13 protein-coding genes and 4 pseudogenes are annotated in these 21,855 nt (G+C 59.8%); 10 read left to right on the plus strand and 7 right to left on the minus strand.

The genetic code is table 11. From position 1 onward, the window contains the following. Positions 1 to 342 precede the first annotated feature (342 nt). The 4 genes and pseudogenes from KUF59_RS06405 to istB all read left to right on the plus strand — a co-directional run. The gene (locus KUF59_RS06405) at positions 343 to 2,433 is read left to right on the plus strand and encodes a prolyl oligopeptidase family serine peptidase (RefSeq protein ID WP_258768867.1); all 2,091 of its coding nucleotides are present in this window, start codon (positions 343 to 345) and stop codon (positions 2,431 to 2,433) included. A gap of 82 nt (positions 2,434 to 2,515) precedes the next feature. Beyond that, positions 2,516 to 2,725: a hypothetical protein gene (locus KUF59_RS06410; protein ID WP_258768868.1), complete on the plus strand. Its 210-nt coding sequence runs from the start codon at positions 2,516 to 2,518 to the stop codon at positions 2,723 to 2,725. 643 nt (positions 2,726 to 3,368) lie between these two features. Next, the gene (locus KUF59_RS06415) at positions 3,369 to 5,075 is read left to right on the plus strand and encodes an outer membrane beta-barrel protein (protein WP_258768869.1); all 1,707 of its coding nucleotides are present in this window, start codon (positions 3,369 to 3,371) and stop codon (positions 5,073 to 5,075) included. Between the two features lie 476 nt (positions 5,076 to 5,551). After that, positions 5,552 to 6,111, plus strand: a pseudogene (gene istB / locus KUF59_RS06420) (IS21-like element helper ATPase IstB); the annotation flags it as partial. Between the two features lie 229 nt (positions 6,112 to 6,340). Here istB and KUF59_RS06425 read toward each other — a convergent pair. Together KUF59_RS06425 and KUF59_RS06430 are read right to left on the minus strand one after the other, a co-directional pair. Beyond that, a pseudogene (locus KUF59_RS06425) lies at positions 6,341 to 6,451 on the minus strand (transposase); the annotation flags it as partial. 81 nt (positions 6,452 to 6,532) lie between these two features. Further along, positions 6,533 to 9,262 (minus strand): DUF5695 domain-containing protein, encoded by a 2,730-nt coding sequence (locus KUF59_RS06430; RefSeq protein WP_258768870.1) that lies wholly within the window; start codon positions 9,260 to 9,262, stop codon positions 6,533 to 6,535. 827 nt (positions 9,263 to 10,089) lie between these two features. Between KUF59_RS06430 and KUF59_RS06440 the strand changes: the two genes are divergently transcribed. Then, positions 10,090 to 10,596, plus strand: coding sequence for a GNAT family N-acetyltransferase (locus KUF59_RS06440; protein ID WP_258768872.1), 507 nt, complete (start codon positions 10,090 to 10,092; stop codon positions 10,594 to 10,596). Between the two features lie 318 nt (positions 10,597 to 10,914). Here the strand turns inward: KUF59_RS06440 and KUF59_RS06445 are convergent. The 3 genes and pseudogenes from KUF59_RS06445 to KUF59_RS06455 form a co-directional block, all read right to left on the minus strand. Continuing rightward, positions 10,915 to 11,111 (minus strand): annotated as a pseudogene (locus KUF59_RS06445) (IS3 family transposase); the annotation flags it as partial. A gap of 629 nt (positions 11,112 to 11,740) precedes the next feature. Further along, a pseudogene (locus tag KUF59_RS44230) lies at positions 11,741 to 12,077 on the minus strand (IS481 family transposase); the annotation flags it as partial. Positions 12,078 to 12,372: 295 nt separating this feature from the next. Next, on the minus strand, positions 12,373 to 12,561 hold the full coding sequence (locus KUF59_RS06455; RefSeq protein WP_258768873.1) for a hypothetical protein: 189 nt from the start codon (positions 12,559 to 12,561) through the stop codon (positions 12,373 to 12,375). Between the two features lie 714 nt (positions 12,562 to 13,275). Between KUF59_RS06455 and KUF59_RS06460 the strand changes: the two genes are divergently transcribed. After that, a complete protein-coding gene (locus KUF59_RS06460) occupies positions 13,276 to 13,587 on the plus strand; it encodes a hypothetical protein (protein ID WP_258768874.1) in 312 nt (103 codons plus the stop codon). A gap of 360 nt (positions 13,588 to 13,947) precedes the next feature. Here the strand turns inward: KUF59_RS06460 and KUF59_RS44235 are convergent, their stop codons facing one another. Continuing rightward, positions 13,948 to 14,088, minus strand: a complete 141-nt coding sequence (locus KUF59_RS44235; RefSeq protein WP_408918069.1) for a hypothetical protein — start codon at positions 14,086 to 14,088, stop codon at positions 13,948 to 13,950. Between the two features lie 393 nt (positions 14,089 to 14,481). On the opposite strand from KUF59_RS44235, the gene KUF59_RS44240 reads away from it, so the two are divergent. Then, complete coding sequence (locus KUF59_RS44240; protein WP_408918070.1) at positions 14,482 to 14,718, plus strand: hypothetical protein; 237 nt, start codon at positions 14,482 to 14,484, stop codon at positions 14,716 to 14,718. A 61-nt stretch (positions 14,719 to 14,779) separates the two neighbouring features. On the opposite strand, the gene KUF59_RS06470 is transcribed toward KUF59_RS44240, so the two are convergent. Beyond that, positions 14,780 to 15,601, minus strand: coding sequence for a nodulate formation efficiency C protein (locus tag KUF59_RS06470; RefSeq protein WP_258768875.1), 822 nt, complete (start codon positions 15,599 to 15,601; stop codon positions 14,780 to 14,782). 1,571 nt (positions 15,602 to 17,172) lie between these two features. Between KUF59_RS06470 and KUF59_RS06475 the strand changes: the two genes are divergently transcribed. From KUF59_RS06475 to KUF59_RS06485, 3 genes are all read left to right on the plus strand, one after another. Next, positions 17,173 to 18,192 carry a patatin-like phospholipase family protein gene (locus KUF59_RS06475; protein ID WP_258768876.1) on the plus strand — a complete coding sequence of 340 codons (1,020 nt, stop codon included), beginning with the start codon at positions 17,173 to 17,175 and terminating at the stop codon, positions 18,190 to 18,192. Positions 18,193 to 18,195: 3 nt separating this feature from the next. After that, positions 18,196 to 19,650, plus strand: coding sequence for a GntP family permease (locus KUF59_RS06480; protein WP_258769958.1), 1,455 nt, complete (start codon positions 18,196 to 18,198; stop codon positions 19,648 to 19,650). A gap of 1,120 nt (positions 19,651 to 20,770) precedes the next feature. Continuing rightward, entirely contained in the window at positions 20,771 to 21,538 is a 768-nt protein-coding gene (locus KUF59_RS06485; RefSeq protein WP_258768878.1) for an outer membrane protein, read from the plus strand. The last annotated feature ends 317 nt before the right edge of the window (positions 21,539 to 21,855 follow it).

Here is a 21,855-nt window from a genome sequence, read left to right on the forward strand (position 1 = left end):
GATCCATTGGGGTGCGCGAGGAGAGCGGGAGTTGCGAAATCGTCGTCATTCGGCCTCGGCTCTGTCGGACTCAAGCAGTGTAATTGTCAGCTTTGAAACCATCGTCCACAACTTGACGCCGGCATGCGATGCCAAGCGGCGGGAGAACGTTCAGTTTGAAGCGGCACGCTGCTTGCACCGTTGAAGGCACCGGCAGAGGCGATTCCCGTATGTGCGTTCTTTGAGATCGAATGCACATCTCCCGTCTGCTTCCGCCCAACTCCCAACACGCGCAAGCCCGACTGGGCCATGTTCAGGACAAGTCCCATGAAAACTTCTCTCCTCCTCGCAGGGTGGCTATCTATGACCGGTTTGTTCTCCGCGGCACTGACCCACACGGTGGCGGCTGCTACGCGAGCGGACGATCCTTTCCTTTGGCTTGAGGAGATCGAAGGGCCGGGCGCATTGGCATGGGCTCGCGCCGAGAACGACAAGACACTTGGTGCGCTTCAATCGGATCCCCGCTATCAGCGCTTCTACGAGGAGGCGCTCAACATTTTCCAGGCCAAGGACCGGATTCCGTATGTTTCATTGGGGCGGGGCGGTCTCAACAATTTCTGGCAAGACGAGAAACAGGTGCGCGGAGTTTGGCGGCGTACCACGCTTGAAAGCTATCGCACCCAGAGCCCGCAATGGGAGACCGTGCTCGACATTGACGCTCTGGCGGTCGCGGAGAAGAAAAACTGGGTCTATCGAGGCGCGAGCTGCCTACCGCCCGAAGAGCGTCTGTGTCTACTCGAACTTTCCGAGGGCGGCAAAGATGCCGTATTCGTGCGCGAATTCGACCGTGACGCTAAGGCCTTCGTCACGATCGGCTTCGATCTTCCGGAGGGAAAGCAGGACGTCAGCTGGGTAGACGGCGACACGATCCTAATTGCACGAGATTGGGGCGAAGGGACCATGACGCACTCCGGTTACCCTTTCGTCGTGAAGGAGCTCAAGCGCGGTCAGTCGCTCGGTGAAGCGCGCGAGGTTTTTCGCGGCGAACCGACCGATGTCCAAGCCGCGCCATTCGTGCTGCGCGACAGTGAAGGAACAATCCACGCGACCGGCGCCGTGCGCAGCATCAGCTCGTTCGAGCATGAGTATGTGCTCTTTGGGCCAAGGCTGCCGATTAAGCTCAATCTGCCGAGAAAGGCGATCATCGGTGGCATTGTCAGTGGCCGCCTGCTCGTGATGCTAAACGAAGATTGGACGCCGCCTTACGGCGACACCAGCTTCGCAGCTGGCTCGTTCATCTCGTATGACTTGGCCGAATGGAAGCGGGATCCGCTGCGTGCCAGCCCCACGCTCGTCTTCAAACCCGGGCCTCGGCAGGCGCTCGGCGGGTTCGGCGTTACCAGGAACCTATTGATCCTGACGATCCTCGACTATGTTCAGAGCAAGGCGTTCGTCTACAAGTATGATCAGGGCGCCTGGCGAGCCACGCCGATCCCACTCCCGGAGAATGCGAGTGTCGGTCTGACCGCCGCATCGAATGAATCGGATAAGATGATGTTCAGCGTTTCCAGCTTTCTGATGCCGGCGTCGCTCTGGTACTTCGACGCCGCGACCGAACGTCTCGAGACACTGAAGGCGACACCTCCGAGGTTCAACGCGTCGAAACATGTCGTGGAGCAGTTCGAGGCAACTTCGCGCGACGGCACCCGCATTCCTTACTATCTGGTACGGCCCAAGAGCGCGAAGCTTGACGGATCTACCCCAACCCTTCTCTATGGCTATGGCGGATTTCAGATTCCGCTTTTGCCATCTTATGCGAGCCTTATGGGACGACTCTGGCTCGAGCAGGGCAATGCATATGTCGTCGCGAACCTGCGCGGCGGTGGCGAGTTCGGTCCGCAATGGCACCAGACCGCCCAAGGGGCAACGAAGCAGCGCACATGGGATGATTTTATCGCCGTCGCGGAGGACCTGATCCAGAGGAAGATCACTTCTCCCCGCCGGCTGGGCGTATCTGGCGGCAGCCAAGGAGGCCTGCTGGTGGGGACCGCAATCACCCAACGGCCCGACCTCTTCAATGCCGCCGTAGTGGAGGTGCCGCTGTTCGACATGCTTCGGTTCACCAAACTGGCCGCGGGGGCCTCCTGGACCGGCGAGTATGGCGACCCCGCCATCCCTGAACAGCGAGAGTGGCTCGAGGCCTACTCGCCTTATCAGAAGTTGGTGTCGGGCAAGACCTACCCGGCCCCCTTCATTCTCACCTCCACCAAGGACGACCGTGTGCATCCAGCGCACGGCCGTAAGGCAGCCGCGAGGCTCGCTGAGCTAGGTCAGCCTTATTTCTATTATGAGAATATTGACGGGGGACATAGCGCCGCCGCCAATCTCATCGAAGATGCACGAAAGGCGGCCCTAGAATATACCTATGCATCCCGGCGACTTGTCGATGAGTGATGACGAGAAAACAAAATCTCACCTCACATGATCGACCTTCGCGGCGATGCCCATCGGTAGCGTCATCAGCAAAGCGCCGACGATGGGTACTCGCTTCAAGACGCGCATAGTTCTCCTCCTCATTCATGAGGTCGTGGCCGATGTCGACGGTACGGCCTCGGAGATCGTCCTCTTCGTCCATCGGGAAGGTGCCCTCAACGAGTTGCGCTTGCCGATACGTTGGCGCGGCGAGCGCAATAGCACCTCCGCCGTCATCATCCAGGCGATGCGCAAGACGCGAGTCGCAGTTTAGATCTGACTTGGAGAATGACAACGAGAACCGGCGTCGCGGCGCGGAGCGCCTGAGACTAAGCGCGCGAATGTGCGATGGCCTAGGCGACGATCACACGATTGCGACCCTCGAAGGGTTCATTTGGAAGCCAATTAGCCGGGTTGTTTTGCCGACTTTTGAGCCGTTCACGGTTCAAGCAAAGACCGAAAATGCCGCCGCGAGATATGCGGATGGTGCGCGGTCCTGCGATCCCGCGCAGGCTCGTCCCGTCGGTAGGGCTAAGTGAAAGTTTACGCGACACAGCACTGAGGACACGAACAGAAGACTTCCGTTGAAATGACATCGGCGGAGTCTGCAAGCCTCAAGCGCGCCCACATTCAGCACGAGCGGGCCACTCTCGGGCACTGGCTGCGCCTTCTGTCGGTATTGAGACCAACGTCAGCAACGTGACGCTACATGCCGCGACGAAGTGCCTGCAGAGCCTGCGAATTCACTTCGGCACGCGACTTGCTCTCTTTGCGGCATCATCACCAATCGCAGTGCGATGGTCTTCGGGGCGGACTCGGCGCGCGTCGCTGTTAGCGTCTGGTCCGCCCCGACGGTTTACTGCGGCGATAATTAAGGATGCTCGGTTATGCACCGAGAAAATGCAGGGAAGTGTTGGATGCGATCTAAAGTTCTTCTTTTGGGGGCCACGACAATTGCGCTCGTCGCAAGTGGTGCGGCCAATGCGGCAGACCTTGAGCCAAAAGTGAAACTGCCGCTGGTGGTTTGGAACTGGTCCGGAGGCTATATTGGCGGGCACGTCGGCGGTGGGTACGGCAGAACCTCCTTCAGCAATCCCTACGGTCCGTCAATCTATGGCGGTGTCGTCGATACCCCAGTGTTCCTCGCGGGTGGACAGATCGGCTACAATTGGCAGAAGAATGGCTGGGTGTTCGGTGTCGAACTCGATGCTAGCGGTGCTGTCTCCGACGGCACAAATACCTGCCTCGCCGCCTCCGGCTTTATCGTGAGCGCAAACTGCAAGGCAGGTCCCAACGTCTTTGCCACCGGGACTGGCCGCGTCGGTTACGCGTTTGGCGCGCTGGGCCGCACGCTGGCCTATCTCAAGGGAGGTGTGGCTTGGCAAAACAATCGGGGCGACGTCCTCAACAATAACGGGTTTGGATTCTCACCGGAGAAAACCCATTTCGATTATGGTCGCCTCGGTGGCATCATAGGGCTGGGCGTCGAGCAAGCGCTTTCGCCTGCATGGTCGGTCAAAGCTGAATATGACTATCTGCATTTCGGCGGGCCGAATGTCGCAACGCCTTCGACGGTGCAGCTTCCGCCGTTCGCGCTTCTTCCGGCGAACACAACCAGCCTGTCCAGCAACTATCACGTCGGAAAGATCGCCCTGAACTACCATTTTGGCGCCGACCCGTGGGCGGCGCATTGGTCGGATGCGCCGCTGTACGCGAAAGCTCCGGGCGGTGCGCCGCCGATTGCTTACACGGCCGGTTGGTCGTTCGAAGGCGGATCGCGGCTCTGGCTCAGCCGGGGACGATTCCAATGGGACCACAGCGCAGTGCCCTATGGCGGCCTTGAAGCCCCCAGCACGCTCCTGTCGAGGCTCACCTATTACGGGCTTGACGGACTGTCCGGAGAGCTGTTTGGCCGTGTTAACAGCCCGTGGGGAGTGTTCCTGAAGGGCAACATTGGCCTTGGGCGCTTCGACAAAGGACACATGAACGATGAAGATTGGGGCCTTGTCGATGGCGGCCTCTCCTATATCAACACGATATCAGGACAGGCAAACGGGAGGTTCACCTATTACACGGCCGACGTAGGTTACGATTTCCTGCGCGGCGCCAACTACAAGGTCGGGGGCTTTATCGGCTGGACCTACTACGAGCAGAGCTCCGACTCGATCGGATGCGTGCAGATTGCCAACCCCCTCCATACATGCCCGGCGAAGCCAGACACTGTCGTTGGCAGCCAGAATTCTCAGTGGAATGCAGCTCGTGTCGGCCTAAGCGCCGAAACCATGCTGACCGAGCGCTGGCGCTTAAACACCGATGTCGCCTACCTGCCTTGGACCGATTTCAAGGGGCGTGACAATCATCTCTTTCGCCCGACGACCACCTTCATTGAACAACGCGGCAGTGGTGGCGGCGGTGTCCAGCTCGAAGGCGTGTTGTCCTATCTCATCACCAACAACTTCAGCGTCGGTGTCGGCGGGCGCTATTGGGCCATGTGGACAAAAAAGGACAGCGAAGACACATGCACAGGCTGTGTCGGCCCGAGAATCATCGGTGGGACTGGATTTGCGAAGTTCAGTATGGAACGCTGGGGCACGTTCTTTCAAGCGTCCTATAGATTCGATTGAAAAGATCACACCTCCAGCCAAGCTCTAGGTCTCTTCGACACCATTCTGAAGCTTTGGCAGTGACCATCGATGTCGGCGCCGATATTGGTGCCAACATCATTCGGAAGTGGTTAACCTGGTCGCGCGAATGACGACCGCGAATTGCGAGCGGCATCGCCGCCCCGGGTCCCGAGATTGACAGCCATCATCGGCGCGACATTGGCGGCACTGCACCAGTCCATGAATTCAGTGGTGCCGAAGCTGTTCGGCTCCGTACTGAACCACGCGAGACCGAGGCCGCCGGCCTCGTCTCCACCGGCCCGACGACGTTTTCCCAATTGTATCCGGACACGAAATTGCCTCCGGGATACCGAACGAGCGGGGTGCAAGCTCCTTCACCAGCCTCGTCCTTGAAAGCACTTCTCGTCGGCGGACGGATGGCAAGACTCGTAGATACCCGCATCGGCCTAAGTGCTCGATGAATGCTCCGAATAGACGAGGGTCGATCGATCAAATACCAGCTCACCATCGCCAAGCTGCCACTTGCCAAGGATATCGCCGACTTCCAGTTCGACGGCACGTCGATCAACCAGACACTCGTCAACGATCTCACCGGCGGCGGCTTCATCGCCCAACAACGCAACGTCGTGCTGGTCAGCGGTACCGGGACCGGCAAGACCCATCTGTCATCGCCATCGCGAGAAGCTGCATCCGCGGCGGCGCCCGGGGACGATCTTACAACGTCGTCGACCTCGTCAATCGGCTCGAGGCCGAGACCCGCAGCGGACGGCAGGGCCGGCTCGCCGAACATTTAACCCGGATGGACTTCATCGTCCTGGACGAACTTGGCTATCTGCCCTTTGCCCAGTCCGGTGGACAGCTTCTGTTCCACCTCATCAGCCGGCTCTATGAGCGCACCTCCGTCATCGTCACCACCAATCTTGCCTTCGGCGAATGGCCGAGCGTGTTCGGCGATGCCAAAATGACGACCGCGCTGCTCGACCGCCTGATCCATCACTGCGACATCGTCGAGACCGGCAATGACAGCTGGCGCTTTGCCGTGACGACGATCAAACAACCCGCGCTCGCGCCGTCTCCGCAACTCCGACCAGCTCCGACGACGCGAGCGCTACCAGCAGAGCACGCTGATCAAAGGGACCCTTTTGGACGCCGATGGGGGTCCCATTCCAGTGCCGATTGACAGTCTAGAGGCGATTCTCCCGGGAGAGGGCGGCCACGGCATTCACTTTTTCCATATTTCAACGATTATTGAATTTGCCGCCGATGCCACCCGGCACGATCATGTGGATGTGCGGATGGTGGGTCACCGCCGAACCCGAGGTATGCAGCACCGCGGTGATGCGGATACGTGCGCCGAGATGCTCGGGATTTGCGGCGATGATTGTCATCGCCTCGGAAAGCCGCGTGGAACAGCAGGCCATAAGTGCTGAGCCGATCGCACCCGATAATCGGCAACATTAGCGAACCTGAACCCGCGGTAAGCGCGCCGCAGGCAAGCGGACGACGATCTGGCTGTCCGTGATGTCGACGACTTCTTTGCGCTTCCTCCCGTCATCGTACCGCAATTCGAACGTCACTCCCGATGCAGATGGGGCAAAGGGCTCAGGCGTAAGGCTGATCCACCCTTCCCCCAAATTCAGAATGATCGGTCCATCCGCCCGGAATCGGGCGTCAAGCAGCACCAAGTCCAATCGGAGAGACTGGAGCCGCACGTTGAGCCGTCGCCGCACGCCATCACGTGGCCAGATACGCAGGGTGTGAGCGAACGTCTCCATGATGCCACCGTGACAAACCTGCCCAAAGATGGGATCGTCGGCAACGATCGTCGCAGCAGCGCGGACCGCCCCACAAAATCCCAGGTCGATCTCGCACGAGTAATACCACGTTCCACGGTGATGCGGCTGACCGAGCCATGTGGTCCCGCTCGGCGCCGGCTCGAAGCCGCCACCGGCCGCGCCGTCATTCTCCTTGCCCGGATACCAATAGCCATGACCGGCCGACGCAGGGCCGCTGTTCAGCAAAGCCCACGCGCTGAGTTGTGACGCATAGCCGAGACGAAGGAGCGGATGCGGGTCGTCTGCATCGTTCAGCGCATGATCAAGCAGCGCCCAGCCGCCCATCTGCGCCATGTAGGTCAGCGTATAGGCGTCGCCCGCAGTCCCGCGATAATCGCTGCCCAGGTAGTAATAAGCAGGTTCCAGCCAGCCACGGCAGAACAGGTTTGCAGCGATCTGACGCTCCGCGAAGGCACGGGCTGCCGCCTTCGAAACCCCCATGGCGACAGGGTCGTCAAGGGCCGAGCGCGCCAGTGCCTGCGTTGATTCGAAGCCTGTGGAATCGAACGGATATTCCGACCCGAACAGGTCCGCCTTCGGATCGACGAAGGCGCGCACCTTACGCGCCCAGTGCGCCTCCAACGTCGCCGCCTCGCGCATCAAGCCCGCCGTCGTGAGCGCCGAAACCAGTTCGGGGATCACACATTCGTTGTAGAAGCCGGTGCGGTAGGCAGACCACATCACCACGTGCATTGGCACCGTGAACATGGCCAGCGCCGTACCGTAGGCGCGTACCAAATAATCTCGTGCGCTCTGGCGGGTGGGTATCGCGGGATGGTCACGCGCGATGCGGTGCATGGCCAAATACATCGCGAAGATGTGCGGATAGTCATAAGGCCGCCAGATATGCAGGCGGCCATTTGGGCCGGGATCGCTGCTTTCCCGGTTCTGCTTCCAATCGGGTATGCCGTAGAGGCCGTAGGCGTATGCCTCCTGTGTGGTACGTTGCAGCCCGCCCCAGACGAACGTATCGATATACCGGTCCAGCGCCGCCACTTCCGCCGCATCAGGATGCTCGGCATTCTTGGTCGCGAGGTAAGCGGGCTTGCTCAGCCCGGGATCGTCGCACGTCACCTCGTAGATGCGCCAGCCCTTGATCCGGTCGTAATTGTCCGGGCCAAGCAGGACCTGCGTCTCCATGTTCCACTCGCCAAACAAACCGTCGTACCATTTGGACGGGTCACGATGCTGCCGCTTCACGATAAAGGTTGCGCGCTTCTTCATCATCGTCTCGACGGGCTCGGTAGCGAAGAATTCAAGAAAGGTCTGGCGCGCACCCGGCTGGTGCAGGGTCAGCCGGTTCTCGCCCAATCGCGAAAACCGGACCCGCCATAGTCGCCTGCCAGCCCGATCCGGCAACCGTTGCACCACCGTGTCGCCGGTAAATTCCGCTTCGATTCGCTCCACCGGAATGGAGGACGCGAGCGCGATGTCGACATGCAGGTCGTTGGGAACCGTCATGCCCGGCATTACTTCCACGTCCACCAGACCGGCGTCCGCGATAGCCCTGCGCGCCGCCTCATAATCGGCAACCCACTGGAAGCGGAGACGGTAACGCCGTTCCTCGGCCGGCGACAGGGACAGGGAATGGGTCGGCTGTCGCCAGCGAGTCCCGCCCGCTACTGCCTCGCCGGCGGCCGCCCCGCCCAAGATGTAGGCGCACCACGTCCCGCTGGCTTCGGCCGAATCCTTGTGGACATCCCAATATTCCAGTGACGTGTCCGCTTCCGGTAAGAGCATGAGGAAGGGACCGGTGCTGTTGCCGCGAATCCAGAAGATGTGCGATCCATGCCCCGAGACGAAGCTGTGCTTCAAAACAGCCATCGACACCGGTTGCCCTGCCGGAAATTCGGTGTTCATCGGCATGGGCAAATAGAGGTCGCCAACCTCCGCGCTCGCCATGCCGTCGTTCCGCAGCATGATCTCCCACGTCAATCCAGCCTTGTCGACTGCGAGGCAGGTCGTGAGAAGGACGCCGGCATCGCGGGCTGCTAGTTCAAGGGCCGCGCTATGCATCGGCTTCGTTGCATCAACGCCGGTTCGAAGCGTATGCCACTCGGATCCGGCACGCCGAACTCTAGCGTGAGCCGTCCCCAGCACGGCTCCAGGCAGGACATAATCCGTGTCATACGTATCGTTACGATAACGCAACGAGGTAATGCCGTCTTGTGTGCACCCAACGACGAAGGGAGAGTCGGCCGCCTTCAACACCATGGCAACCTTGCGCTGCGGCCGATTGGGTGTAGGCACCGTAACGCCCCCGAACAACGCGCTACCCAAGAAGCTACTGCCCAACAGCATCGTACGACGCGTATACGTCCAGACTTTAGACATGCCTTTGGTCTTCGTCATCAACCGTATCCGGTATTGCCCCATACGGATGATCAAGGCGTGCCGTTTCCCGCCGTAAACGTCAACGCGACAAAGCGACATACGTTCTCAAGTACCGAGTGTTCGGTCGGCAGCGCTTCGTCACCATCGGTCCTCACGGTGCCCTTGGACACCAGACCTTGCACGCAAGGAGGCCAAGCGGCTTTTGGCCCTGGTTGCCAATGGCAAAGACCCGGTCGACGACAAAGCCACCGCGCGCCTGAGGCGTCCATATAAGGACTATGACCCAGCTTCAACCCAATCACACTGAAGCCGCCAACGACGTCGATTATCCAATCCCCCTAGGCGATTGTCTTGCCATCCGCGCTCGCGCCGTCTCCGCAACCACGACCAGCTCCGACGACGCGAGCGCTACAAGCAGAGCACGCTGATCAAAGGGACCCTTTTGGACGCCGATGGGGGTCCCATTCCAGTGCCGACTGACAACCTGGGGCTAGTAACAAGATTGGCAGGTGGCTGCCACGGCGCGAAGAGAGGACTCAAGTTTCGTGCCGACCGTCCGCATTTACAGCGACTTGCTTCAGCGCGATAAGGGAACGGCCGAAGCAGCGCCATGTCGCTATTGGACTATGCATTGGGTGCGCGGGTATCGCGACCGCTCCGACCCTGAAGTTTCCGCCGCCTGCGGCGAATAAAACCAGTCTGCCCAGCAGCGCAGCGCCGGACGATACTTAGGCTAAATCACGATTGGCGGTCGAGGGGCTGAGACGGCGGCAAAGATAGTTTTCACTGCGTGCATCGTCGAGACGGAATAAACTGGAATGCATCAGACTGAGCAACGGACCGATATGAGCAAGCCAAATTGGCGTCCCGCGCGCGCGTCGGACCTTGCTGCGATCAGCGCGATCGCGGCGCGCATCCATCCTGATCTGTTCGAGCGCCCCGAGGTGTTCGCGGAAAAGATTCTGCTTTGTTCCGATGGCTGCCGCGTGCTCGCCGCGGACGAAGCGATCGTCGGCTACGGGCTCGCTCATCCCTGGAAGCAGCATTGGATCCCGCCGCTCGACACCTTGCTCGAACGATTGCCCGACGATGCGGACTGCCTGTACGTGCACGACATCGCGGTGTTGCCCCATGCACGCGGTGGTGTGGCACGCGACTATGTCGCGACGATCGAGAAACTCGCGCGCTCGTCAGGCGTTTCGGCTCTCGCGCTCGTCTCGATCTACGCCACACGGCCGCTATGGGAACGTTTCGGCTTTCGGCCCGTCACGACGAATGCGGAATTGAGCGCAAAGCTCGCATCCTACGGCAAAGGCGCGACCTACATGCTCAGCGATCTTGTCGCGACCTAATATCCCTCCCCGCGCGGGGCTCACGGAGCGCTCCTGATCACCGTCTTTCTCCACGGCACTAATCGCGTGTCCCGCGGCCCGCTCCTTGAGCCGAAGGTCGACCCGGTTACGACCGTAAACCGCTAGCTCGAAGCGAGCGTCGGGCTCGATCCTATGGTGTGGTTTATAATCCCGTCACATCATCAGAAATGCGGGCTAACGGACATAGCATCTGCCATCAGCATCACCATCGCCAACTTTAGCTGGCCCTGACCTGCCGCTGTGTATCTCCTCCCGGCCGGAAGTGATCTGAGACCGGCAAACTGGACCATTTTTTGTCTTCAGCTTGCCGCTCTCCTCCTCGAGTTTCTTCAGCCGACGCATCTCGGTCGGCCACAGACCGTCATACTTCTTCTAATTGAAGTAGGTCACCTGGCCAACACCGGCCTTACCGCAGATCTTCGGCACCGCGACCTCGTCACTGCCCTGCTTCAGGGTGAACGCCTATGGGCGTCCGAAAACTTCGAGGTCCTCATCGTCAGTTGCTCCTCCCAGCCTAGGGGATTCAGCAGCGGGCTGGCGGCCACACGATCGAATGAGACCTGGGCGACGGACTTTCTCACGGTCAGCTGGCGACCGGTCGTAAGCTGCGCGCGCTTTACGATCGAAGGTGGATGGCGTGAAAACGTGACCACAAGGCCAATCGCTTAGCCAATTAACGTCATTGCGTAATCAGCTACCTTCACTCGCATGCTGTCTCGTTGTGAAGTATTGCCTGCCCATCTTGAAAAGCTCGAGAGTGTACCGCACGCATACTCAGCTTTGAGCGTCGCTGTGCTAAGCTAACAATGTGTTTGAAAAGTTTTCGCAAGCCTGCATGAGCGAGAGCCTTGATTCAGGAAGATCGATTGCGTGCCTAGTGTCAGACGATCAGGTGAAGTTAGCGGCGACGTGACTCGGCGGTCCGCGGGCCCACACACGATGGGGAGCGCTGTCCCTACCACGCGGCGCTAGTTTCAAACTTAATTGTACGCAGCTGACGAGCCTCACCCGGCCTAACGCGAAAAGCGCCCTGTGTGGGCGCTTGCGATCCGATATCGCGGGAAGCAATCGCCTCGAAACCGCCGTGAGTTTGGCCCCTTGGAAAACGTAGGTTTTCCCTGGAAGCCAAGGCCGATTCCTCTTGCTCTACCTTGAGCAACAAATTCGTATAACGCCGGATCTGGGAGAACGGTAGGCGCGAGGCGTCGTCGATCGCGGCATGGACGAACTCGGGCGCCGCGGCTTTCGCCTTTCTGGTGATCCCGAATGATGCGGTGGCCGGGCCTCACGACCTGCCGAGTTTCTTAATATCGATCTGGATGAGCTCGCCGGAATGCTCGTAGCGGCGCACCGGAGCGGCCGGTTCCAGTGCCTTGAGCTCATTGAGGCCGAGGCGATGCAGCTCCCGGCTCACCGTCGCCGCCGACCACCCCGACCTCCCTGGCGATCGATCTCTCAGTCCTCTTACGCTACCGATCAATCCACTTTTCGAGCGGTCCGCGGGCAGACGCCTGCGACTCGTGCGGCGGCCTCCGGCGCCTGCCCGCTCTGCACCAGCCGAACAATGCGCTCCGACCTCGCGGCGTAAGCCGAGCATTCTCATGGATGTCCATTCGGTTTCTCTTGTGGATCGCTAAAGCTTCGACACCTTCAGCGTCCCCGATCGGAACCGAATGGATGAAACGTGATGTCGACAAGCGGCGCACCGTGGCTAGCGGTCAATCAACGTCGGACGAATGCCTTCGAACCACCTTCTCATTCGGTCGCGCTTGCTCCGGCGCGGTCGATGACCCAGGCCACCATGTGGCCCTTGGCCTGCTCGGCCTGCACGTGCCGGAGGGCCTCAGAGTAGGTCAGTAGGGGCTCCTGCGCCGGATAGACAACGCGGTCGGTCGGCGTGACGAAGTGGTGGCAACACACGCGGTAGTTTTTAGCCTCGAACATCGAAATCCTCCTCTCGCCTCTGATTGCGCTGCCATACGCTCACGCCTTCAAATCCTGCTTATCACTGAGAATGCGGCGTCTTAGAGGCCGCGTGTTTCTTTCAACTGCGCTCCCAATGGCGATTTAGGATCCATGCGTCAAGATTGTTCGACCCACCATTTCCCGTAGCTGGGGGAACGGCCCTTCGTGTGCATGATGATGCCGTCAGATCGAAGGAAAATGCTGCCAATGCCGAAGCGCAATATGAAACGGATTGCCCTGCACGTCCCTCAGGACAATACCGACGCCGTGATCACGGTCGATGATGACAAACTGAGGGTCGAATACCTCAAGGGCGGCCGCGAAGGGCGGAAGGACTCCGAGGCTGAGATCCCGCGGGCTGAACCGATCAGGACTTGGCCAAAGTCATCTCGCTTTCGCGAGCGACCCGCAATTGGCCCGCGTGCGAAATTCCGGCGCGAGACTTCGGACGGGCGTTGCTGTATCGGTTTTGGAGGGGCCAGAAACCGGGCGAGATGTAAAACGGACGCACGGGACCCCGCGCTCGAGGCTCCTTGCTAAGCGAGATGAGCCCGGTTGCATGACTAAGCGATGCGCTGGAGTTATCACAATTCGGCTTCCGTGCTGGCTGAACGGCTTCCCCAGCGCCAGATCCCGCTGCGAGGAACTCGGCGGCAGGCACCTCAAGTTAAATCTTGGAGCGGCGAGGGGGAGATGACCGCCCGATCGTCCCGCGAACGGACCCTGATGCGCCTGCAATTCCATCGTGCCGTCGAAGACATGGAGATATGGAGCGCAAACGGCGACGGCTATTCGTTCGTGATCAGTTTTGAGACTCCCACCGGTGCCGGCTTTCGCGGAAGGCTCGGCTACGTCGCGTCATGGCGCCCGTTTGACCAGCGCCGTTGCGCGATCAGGGTTCTCGGCTCGCCCTTCCAAAGCCTCGCTGAAGCCGAGCACGCGTGCAATATGATGCTGAAATATCTCAACGATCAAACAGATTGCGTGCGCCCCTGGAAAACTTGAAGCACGCGCTAAAATGCAGCAGCCGTTCGCGTGCCGACCAGTATATCCGTGGCGGACCGACTAAACCAGGCTTCGATCAATGTGCAATTCTAGAGTGTCAATACCGACCAAGATTTGATCCGGACCCTATTCCGCGTGATCAATCCCTGTAGCCCGATTACGGGGTTCGCTGCTACCACCAACATTGTGAAAGTAATGCTCATTCTCCGATCTCAAATCGCCGCGCGCGCCGATTCGAACGCTCCGAGGAGACCGGCCAGCACGATCACGGCGACAACACCCAGAAGCTCGGTGACGATGCCCGCCAGGACGAGATCCCGATAGCTCTGCTGTGGGCCATCCCGCAGATTGAAAGCAGGCTTACCACCGCGCCGTTGTGCGCAGGACGTCGAGCGTGCCCAAGCCGATCACCGCGACGCGATGCATGAGAGCGGGGTCGATGCCCATCCGCGACTCGATGACCATACAGGTGTGGCTAAGCGCGTCGAGCGCGATCGTCAAGCCGCCGGAGGCTGAGCCAGTCAGTGCGACAAGAATGTTCGTGGCGACAGCGAGCGAAACCAGGGCCGCCTTCGATCGCCGGCACCCGGTCTCGCATTGTTTCGAAGGCCGGCAGCGCGGCAACGCCGGCTAAACGGACGCATTGGCTCCCGCGTCCATGGTCTGCCGCAGCGCCGTCAGCCGCGCGCGGTTGAAGAGGATGGCGGTCGTAATCGCTGCGCTGAGTGCAAGCGCCACTGATCACACACGGTCTCGGCCGATAGCGACGTGTTGCCCCAGCGTTCTTTCCTAAGAAAGAGAAAACAAGCCGCGGCAGCACAAGGAGTGACATCGCGAGGCGACGACCACGATCAGCTGCAGAATGGTGCTGAAGATAGGGGCGGGAGCTTCGATGTGGCGGCCGTGCCGGAACTCGGCGCCGAATCCAATCTGCGGGCCGTCGCTTCCGCCCGGCGAAGCCACCAAAATCCAATGCTGATCATGAAGATCGAGGCGACGACCCCCAGCCTGCGCGCCGCAGACGGCATCGTGCCCAAAAATGGCATCGGCATGGCGTTCTGTATCGATTGCGTCTCTCTGCGCATGCGATGGCACGCATCAGACTATCGCGAGTCTATTCGTCTTCGCTAATCATGATCAGGCCCCGCACCATTCATGATCGGGCCCCGCACCGCGAGTTTGCTTTCTGCGTTCATCTTGCCAACGCTTTCCGAGCCGCCTCGAACGCTTCCTGATCTTTCGGGTCTGCAAGATCAAACCAGGAGCCCGGGGCATAGGTCTCGATACGCTTTGCCAAGAACGATTGCGGCTCCCAATCTTGGCCTTCGCGCTTCTCAAAAATGATGACGTCGCGGGTAAAATAACTAGGCCCTGAAACGGCGCAGTCGACCGAAAGCTCCACGCGCCACAGGCTGCCCTTGGCGGGCGGTTGATCGTCTAGCTTCGGCAAGTAGTGCACTCCAACAGGATCGCCGATACTGCAACGGCCACGCCGCAGAAGATCGCCCAGCTTGCCTTGCGCTGTCGTCACGAAGTTGAAATTAGCGGGATCATGTAAAAAGCGGCGGTTCACGCCCCTTTCGTTGTTTGCGTTTTCGTCAGCAATAAGCGAGAGTGCGAACGCCCGCCAGCCTAGTTCAATCGGTTTTGCATACGGCGTCACAACCGTCACTGTGCCATCGGGTGCCACCTCCCAGGTGACTGTATTGTCGTCCTCTGTTTTATCAGCCCGGTGTTTGGCCCATGAAAAGACAACCGGATCACCTGTGTCGGTCTTTCGGCCAAGTTCCCATCCCCTGGGAACGAAGTGTGTTACCGTCGAGACTTTGGCGAAGATTTGCTCCGCTGTATCACCATCCTGCGCCCGCCAAGTTGATTTAACTTTGTCGATAACGGCGCTGTCATCGGCACGAACGTCATTGTTGCTGCCGGCCAGCCTACCCGCCAAAACGAGCCATAGACCAAAGCAGAGGACGAGACCGAAACCGAACCAAAGCACGCGCCTTTCAGTCATTTTTTCTCTTACCCCACGCAGCTGGGTCGTTACATCGGCGGATCCTATCCTCCAAGAGACCCGCGGGGTACCTACCAGAAAAAGCCACCTACCAGGATTGGTTGGCCAGAAGAAGCTCGCAACCCTGACTCTGCATTTGTAACGTGTGAAGACGATGCTGTTCCTGCCGAGCCCCGGCTAGCATTCGTTTGAATCTGCACAACTACAGCGAAATTCGCGGCGACGTGATTCTGCGCGCGCGCATTCGCACGAAGCAAGCGACGACCAGCGCTCAGCATGCGGGGGCTCCTGCCGTGGAAGGGTACGGGGTATGCCGGGGAGCGCATGCTTTGTGCCATGCAATAGGCCGACAAGTCACTCGTCTTGACGTCCGGCGTCCCGACTTGCTCCGGTCTGATATTTTCACGGAGATGCGAAATCCCTGACATCTGTCTGGAGACAATATAGTTCTTCCTGCACAATAATGTTCTTTCGGGCCAGTTTAGGTTGGGTCCGCATTGAGGGAGCAGACACCGGTGCACCGTAACGGCCGGCTGCTACTGCCCGATTATCTGGACGACAATTGGGCTCGACTACTTGTACTGGGACAGCGCACTTGGTCCGTGATCCTGTTGTGCTGCTTGTCTGTCGTGGGACTCATAGGAGTGTCAAAGGACACATTCAGAGTGTCACGTTTTTCGGCCTTCGCCGGGCTGAATTTTACAACCTGAGATCATTGAGAACACGGAATCCTGCGGAAATTGCCGGAATTTTCGCGATTCCGGCTTGCATGGCTCCATCATAATCTTCTCCGTGCCAAAACAGGAGACACCAATGAAGGCCGAGCAACTGGCGGCCTAGTTCGGCGAGAAAATCGCTAAGCCTATTCCATTCGGTGTCTGCGTGGAGACGCCGCACCGTTGTGTGTTGACGACGCACGCCGGAATTGACATCCCGCCGTACACGGCGCTGAAGCTCGCTTATTCCCAGCTCGTAATTACCGAGATGCAACAATTTTCGTCGACCACCAACGTTAGTAGTTGATCCGATCAAAGACGCAGGTCACTGACTGGTCGATGAACCTCACACAGATCAAGCCTCGCCTGCGGGTGTTCCGAATGGAACATCAACCACAATCCGTTATTGGCAGCGGCCCCTCTCATCGTCGGCAACGCCGACGATCCCACGGGTTTCTGCGACTCTGGTCTAGAGAGATCAAGGGTGCCAGAGAGAATGGCTCCCTAATATGGGGCGAGCTCGAAGAGCCGTCCTGTGAGAGGCCATTGCCGCGCGGAGAGGAAGCGGGCCCGCTCCCAAAGATGGCCCCCCGATCGTCGGGCGACTACCTGGTCAAGAACGGATAGTCGTTGCCGTTACGCATGCAGGTATCACGCTTGCACCATATGTAGCGCCAGTACTCGCGGGGACAATTGCAAGGGACGGATCATGTGAGGTGCTTGGCGCCTTTCGACCCGAGCGCTTCAATCAGCCGATAGATCGAAACAGAGCCAGTAGTTCCTGCTCACCGTCGATTTTTCGGAGCCGACGATATTTCTGCTCCAACTCTAGCTAACTTCGAGAGCGTGAACGCCATGGACCGAGATGCCGTATTGATCGATCTTGCGCTGCAGGGCGGGGGCTCGCACGGCGCGTTCGCTTGGGGCGTCCTTGACCGTCTCCTCGAAGAGAGGTGGCTTGAGATCGCAGCGATCTCCGGGACCTCCGCAGGCGCTATGAATGCCGCAGTTCTGGCCGACGGGTGGGCGGCGGACGGAGCTCAAGGTGCCCGCGAGGCGCTCGACCGATACTGGCGACGCGTAGCGCGCGCCGCGGCGTTTAGTCCCCTGCAGCGTTCGCCGCTCGACAGGTTGTTGGGCCGTTGGACGCTCGACACATCGCCCGCCTACGTCTTTGCGGACCTAATGTCACGCCTGCTCTCGCCCTATGATCTCAATCCGCTCGGCTATAATCCGCTGAGCAAGGTTCTGGCGGAGAGCGTCGATTTCGAACGCCTTGTCCGTTCGCCGATCAAATTGTTCATAACCGCAACGCGGGTACGAACTGGCCGTGGACGCATTTTTCGCAACGCGGAGATCACAGCCGACGTTCTGCTCGCCTCGGCTTGCCTCCCCACCATGTTCCCGGCGATCGAGATCGATGGTGAGCCCTATTGGGACGGTGGCTTCGCCGGCAACCCGACCATTACGCCGCTCGTTCGCGAAAGCGACGCACACGATACCATCCTGGTGCAGATCAATCCGACGGAGCGGCTTGACGCGCCGCGCTCGGCACCAGACATTCTCAATCGGCTCAACGAAATTTCCTTCAACTCGCCGCTCATGAAGGAATTACGCATGATCGCGCTGTTGCGCCAGGCGGTCGATCCAGGACATGGCGAGGGGGCGCGTTGGGCCCAGATGCGCACCCACCGGATCGAGAGCGACATGCTGGCTCAGCTCGGTGCGTCGTCCAAGCTCAATGCGGAATGGAAGTTCGTGTCGATGCTGCGAGAGGAAGGACGGCGCGCGGCGAGCGAATTCCTCGAGAATCACGGAGCAGGTCTGGGCGAGCGCTCCACCGCTGACCTCGATGTCTTGCTGGGCGAGTGCTGAATGATGGGATTCCTTGGCATTCTCGTAGGACTCGGCCTGCTTGTTCTGTTCGCTTTCCGCGGCTGGAGTGTTCTGTTGCTGGCGCCGACTGCCGCGCTGGTTGCGGCGCTGTTCAGTGGAGAGCCGCTGTTGGCCAACTGGACGCAGGTCTTTATGACCAGCGCCGCCGGATTCTTGGCGCAGTTTTTTCCAATTTTCCTGCTCGGCGCTGTCTTCGGCAAGTTAATGGACGATAGTGGCGCGGTCTCGTCCGTGGCCGCCTTTATCGCCCGATGCCTGGGCAAGCACCGCGTAATGGCGGCGGTCGTGCTGGCGGGCGCGCTGGTCACCTATGGCGGCGTGAGCTTGTTCGTGGCGTTTTTTGTCATCGTCCCCATGGCGCAATCGCTGTTCCGTGCGGCGTCGATTCCCCGCCGCTTGATACCTGCTGCGATCGTTCTGGGTACATCGACCTTCACCATGTCGGCCATGCCTGGGACTCCATCCATACAGAATGCGATCCCAATGCCGTTTTTCGGCACAACGCCGTTCGCAGCGCCCGGGCTCGGTATCATTGCATCCATCATCATGCTGGGCATAGGATTGTGGTGGCTTCAAAGGGCAGAGGCAGCGGCAAGGCGGGCCGGCGAGGGATTTGGTGAGGCGCCGCACGACGCGGCTGAACACGCCGTGGTCGATGAACTATTGCGCGAACGCGCCACAACGGCTCGCGAATTCGATCCCGCCGAGATTCGGCATGGACAGCTTAGCAAGGGCCCGGCGCCAGCCCTCAATGCCATCCTGCCGCTGATCGTCGTCGTGGCCGTCAATCTCGTGATGTCGCTCGTCGTGCTGCCGCGGCTTGATCTCGCGTTCCTGGGGGAGGAACGCTGGGGCGGCACATCGATTTCGAAGGTGGCCGGTGTGTGGTCGGTAACGGTCGCGCTCGCTGCGGCGATCGCGACAGCCATCCTGTGCAATCATAGGCGGCTGCCGGCGTTACGGCAGACCATGGACGCCGGCGCCAACGCATCGGTCCTGCCGGTGCTAAGTGTCGCAAGCCTCGTCGGCTTTGGTGCGGTGATCGCCTCTCTGCCCTCCTTCGCGACGGTGCGAGACTGGGTGCTTTCGATTGGAGGCGGTCCGCTGGTGTCGCTCGCTGTTGCCACCAATATACTAGCCGCTTTGACCGGTTCAGCCTCCGGCGGCTTGACCATCGCGCTCGATGCGCTCGCTCAGACCTATATGGAAATCGCTTCGCGGACAGGCGTGGACCCTGCTCTCATGCATCGCGTTGCGGTGATTGGCTCGGGCTCGCTCGACCTCCTGCCGCATAATGGGGCGGTGGTGAGCCTGCTCTCGATCTGCGGATTGTCGCACCGCGAGAGTTATATGGGAATCGTCATGGTCGGCGTCGTCAGTTCGCTCTTGGCGCTGGCTGCCGTGATCGTTCTCAGCGGCGTCTTGGGATCGTTTTGAATGGGCTCGCGTCGATGACCTGGCCGCCCGCCAGATGAGTGCTGCTTCAAGACCCACAATTCGAGGATCCAGCCGCGCGGAACGGCTGCACGTCTGTCGGCCGATTTGAGGGCCTCGGCGTTCGCCTGCGGCGCATGGCCGAGAAGGCGCCTTGGACGTAGGCCTCCTGTACCACCGCGGCGAGCGTCCTGTCACGATCGAATTCCTGCCAAGTCGGGTCCAAATGTTTGAGCAAGTCCGCCCAAGCGCTTAGGCGGGCTTGCTGTTGGTCCCGCAGGAGAATCATGAATGACCGCGCCGGGGCGGTAGAGGGAATGATCCGCGGGAACGAACTTCATAGTGCCGGATGCCGGCCAAAGTAGATCCCTCCAAGCCTCACGCACCGCCGGCACTCCCAAAAGTCTCTGAACGGCGCTGGCGGAGTTCGAACGGCCGGAGCAAAGGGCCTACTCGATTAACTATCTCCGACCGAGAACTCAGACAGAATTGCGCGAGTTTGAGGCTGGTCGCGAAATTTGCAAATGCAAGTTTTGAGGCTCCCGTGGCTGGTGTGCCTCGGCCTCATTTGGGCGAACGTGCAGCACCTCATTCTAAGGAGACGGATTGGTAGTCGCCACGTTGAAGCGGTGCCAAGCTGAGCTACTTGGCGCTATTACCCCCCTCTGGAGGCTTGAAGGAGCAACTCCGCCCGATAGCGGGCGTCCGGTCTCTCGCTAAACTGCATAGGGCGATAAACACGATCAGTATGCGCGCGATTGCTAGGCCGCCTTTTTCAGCACGTCGCTTGCAATAATGGATATCAGCAATGGATATCAGCCCGTCTCGGAGAGAGCTTCGAAGCTTTGAAGCGAGCATTCTCGCGCAAAGAAGCTACGCCTTCGGGAAGTGCATTGCACTCGGCAACGGTATCCAATCGGCCCTTTTGGCCGCTTAATCGGCAGTCGGCAGACAGCATCGCTACCGGCCAGTAGCTACCGGCCCGGCATGCACTTTCGTCCTTCGACACGACCTCTCAGGGAAGGTCCAGTCAACTACCAACGTTAGCACTTGATGGAGACGATAGACGCATGGCACTCGTGCGCGACAAAGCTGTTAGGGAATTCGAAACTGGGTAAGAAGAATGAGAAAAGTCCTGCTGGGCATGGTCATCATTGCTCTGACCGCTCCTGCCACTGCCGCTGATCTAGCCCCACGGCCCTACACCAAAGCGCCCTCTGCCGTCATTCCGATCTACGATTGGGCTGGCTTCTACGTCGGCCTCAATGGCGGCGGCGGCTCGGCCCATCAGTGCTGGGACGTGGTCAATGCCGGCGGTGTCGTCATCGCTCCGCCCCTCGCAATGGGGTGCCAGAATGCGACCGGAGGGACCGTCGGCGGTCAGATCGGCTACCGCTGGCAGATAGCGAACTCGGTGTTCGGCCTGGAGGCGCAGGGCAACTGGGCCAATTTCAAGGGCTCCAACGCGAATCTCGCTTTCGCAGGCGTCCAAGACGAAACCAAACTCGATGCATTCGGCCTGATGACGGGCCAAGTTGGCTACGCTTGGAATAATGTGCTTGTCTATGTAAAAGGCGGCGCTGCGGTTGTCCGGGACAAATACCGTGTCTACGATTTTGCGACCGGGCTCACCCTCAACAACGGTAGCGAAACCCGCTGGGGCGGAGCGGTCGGTGCGGGCCTTGAATTTGGCTTCGCTTCGAACTGGTCTGTCGGCGTGGAGTACGATCACTTGTTCCTGGGCCATCGGGACGTGGACTTCTTTTCAACCGGAATAGTGGGTGTTCCGGTGGGTGCTTTTGCAGGAACGGCCCGTATTGGTCAGGACGTCGACATCGGTATGGTCCGCGTGAACTATCGCTGGGGTGCCCCTGTTGCCGCGACATATTGATCTGCAAGAACAGATGCTGGAGCTTCGTGTATCGCTCTCCATCTCGCTTGACTTGGTGAATGGCGGGAAGATTGCTAATGGCCCGCGCTCGGGCGCAACCTCGAGCTCGCCGCTGCAGTTGCAATTGCCTTGATCTGCTGGATCTGTCTGGCGGGGAGGACCTCATTATGGCGCGCCGGAGCGAGGATCCATCTCTCGCAAGCGACCTTGGGCCCACACGCGAAGAGAGCGCCCTCGACAGCAAGCTGTCGATCTGTCGAGGCTGCTGATCGCACTGCCAGAGGCACCATCATCGAGATGCGGCTTCTCCGCAGGTC

Source organism: Bradyrhizobium arachidis, assembly GCF_024758505.1.
Taxonomy (GTDB): Bacteria; Pseudomonadota; Alphaproteobacteria; order Rhizobiales; family Xanthobacteraceae; genus Bradyrhizobium; species Bradyrhizobium manausense_C.